This window comes from Enterococcus sp. 3H8_DIV0648 (assembly GCF_002140655.1).
Classification (GTDB): Bacteria; Bacillota; Bacilli; order Lactobacillales; family Enterococcaceae; genus Enterococcus_A; species Enterococcus_A hulanensis.
Genome location: NZ_NGLG01000002.1, coordinates 156,779 through 159,504 on the forward strand (window position 1 = coordinate 156,779; position 2,726 = coordinate 159,504).

Below are 2,726 nucleotides of genomic sequence, written 5' to 3' on the forward strand. Positions count from 1 at the left end.
GATAGCGACTCAGATTCGGATAGTGATTCCGACAGTGATAGCGACTCGGACTCAGATAGTGATTCCGACAGCGACAGTGACTCGGACTCAGATAGCGATTCCGACAGCGATAGCGACTCAGATTCGGATGGAAACACCAATAAGGCGAAGAAACTACCAAGCACAAATACGAATAATGATCAATTAATGTATTCAGTTGCTGGGCTGGGACTAGTCTCAATGGGCTTAGCTTTCCATGGTGAGAAGAGAAAGAGAAAAGATCGACCTAAGAATCACAAGATTTAGTTACACATAATAGGAGAAGGTTACGTTCGCGTCTTAGAGCGTAACCTTTTTAAAAAGGATGGCTGCTATGAAAGGGAATAAATACAGAATAGTCACAAGTCCACCCAAAAGTGTTTACAAGAGATACAAGCTGCATAAGGTAAAGAAAAAATGGGTGGTAAAGAGTAGTGTTATTGGAGCAATGATCCTGGGATCTTCACTGGGACCTTCTACTAAGGCGGAATCATTAGTTCAAAATGAAGCGGATATGATGGATGTTTTACCAGAGGGTTCCGATAGATCGGGTCTGGTCCGGTCTCCGCTAACTGAAAAAGTAGATAAAGAAATCGTTCAACCAGCACTCACGTTAGCGAGGGCTGTGGAGAATGAGCCTGAGATTGCTGCGCTGATTCAGAATTTACTGAAAATACAGGCTGATAATCCTACAGATACGGGAGGAACAGTAACCAATGCAGCAAATGAGCTGCGTGCAGCTATTCCAGCTGTCGAGAGTGCAAGACGGGCAGCGACTACAAAAGCAAATCAAGCGATCAATCAATATAAGACCTATATTGATTGGGAAGAAGGATGGACGTATCACAATGTGTTGGACCAACCCTATCAAGATCTGTTGGCTGCACGATCAGGCGCGACAGCTACACCGCCAACAGTGACGACTGCTGAGTTGAAAACTTTTACAGAAGCTTTTGCTGATATTGGAGCACAGGTTGAAGATGAGATCATGACACTTTGGGGGCCAGGGCCCTTATCAGATCAAGGTGGAGAAGCTGTTCAAACAACGGTCACTTACCGATATTTATCGGAAAGTGGGAAAGTGATTTTGCCAGCGTTTATTGCCGATGATGCCATTGTAGGTGAGCAGATTGCTGAAAGAAATGTAGAGATTGAAGGTTATACATTTAAGGAAATTTCTTCTGATTCTGACAGTGATATGTTAGCTAATCCAGATGGAAGTTCGACGGTTACCTATATTTACACACCAAAGGATGCTCAGGTAATTTACCGCTATGTTGATGAAGAAGGAAAAGTGATTGCACCTGAACAATCAGTTTCTACTAAAGTAGATGCAGAAATTGCTGAGCGAATGGATGAGATTGAAGGCTACACTTATCTAAGAAAATCTGATGATTCGGATGCTGATATGATTGTCGATCGCAGTGGACAATCTACTGTTACTTACATTTACAGTACTAACAACGCACTGGTCACTCATAAATATATAAATGAACAGGGTGAGACCATAGGAGAAGACCATACAGAACAAGCCGCGATTGGGTCAACGATTATCGAGAATCCTGTCGAGATAGAAGGGTATACCTTTAAAGAAATTGATACGGATACTTCTGACGAAGATATGAAGGTGAATTCGGATGGGACTTCTGTAATTACCTATATCTACACACCAAAAGACGCTCAAGTAATCTACCGCTATGTTAATGAGGCGGGAGAAGAGATTGCTACAGAACAATCAGTTTCTACCAAAGTAGATGCAGTAATTCCTGAGCGAATAGAAGAACTTGAAGGATATACCTATTTGAAAAAATCTGATGATTCGGATGCTGATATGATTGTCGATCGCAATGGCGAATCCGTGGTTACCTATGTCTACACTGCCAACCAAGTCACCGTTACTCATCGTTTTGTGGATGAACAAGGTGAAACCTTAGAAGAAGATCAGATTGAACAAGCAACAGTAGGTTCAGCTATTGTCAAAAAAAATATCAGTATTGAAGGTTATACATTCAAAAAAATCGATACTGAATCCTCCGATGCTGACATGAAAGTGAATGCGGATGGAAGTTCGGTCGTTACGTATGTCTATTCAGGCAATTATGCGCAGTTAGTTTTCCATTACGTAGATATAAATGGGGAGACAATCTTCACCAGTGACATATGGAACTCTGTCGTAGGTCGGGCGATCACTCAGGAGTTTATTAAGGATAAGATGGCTTTGCCTGAAGGATATCTCTATTTAGGTCTTGATGCAGAAAAATCTGATAGCGATATGATTGTCGATCGTGATGGCTATTCTGAAATTACTCTTGTTTTCAAAATGGTAGGAAGTTTTGTTTTGAGTAGTGACGATCCAGCATTTACGGGTTCAGATGAAATTCAATACCTTGTAAATGGCGATCAATTAAATCCAGACCAACATATTATTCCTTATGTACCAGGCTATCGTGCTGTAGATAAGGATGGAAATGAACTTGAGCTTGTCGATAATGATGATCCGACCAAAGGATATAAAGCACCTGAGATAGCTGATCCTTTTGAAGATACGGTTGTTAAGTACGTTACAGAAGATGAGGGCGACTCAGATTCAGATAGCGATTCCGACAGTGATAGCGACTCAGATTCGGATAGCGATTCCGACAGTGATAGCGACTCAGATTCAGATAGCGATTCCGACAGTGATAGCGACTCAGATTCAGATAGCGATT

At 41.7% G+C, this 2,726-nt stretch carries 2 protein-coding genes; both read left to right on the forward strand.

The window, feature by feature from the left end:
• On the forward strand, positions 1–285 hold a 285-nt coding region (locus A5875_RS23810), incomplete at its 5' end, for a hypothetical protein (RefSeq protein ID WP_176244739.1).
• Positions 286–466: 181 nt separating this feature from the next.
• Positions 467–2,726 (forward strand): MucBP domain-containing protein (locus A5875_RS23815; protein ID WP_176244740.1); only part of this gene is annotated, 2,260 nt, incomplete at its 3' end.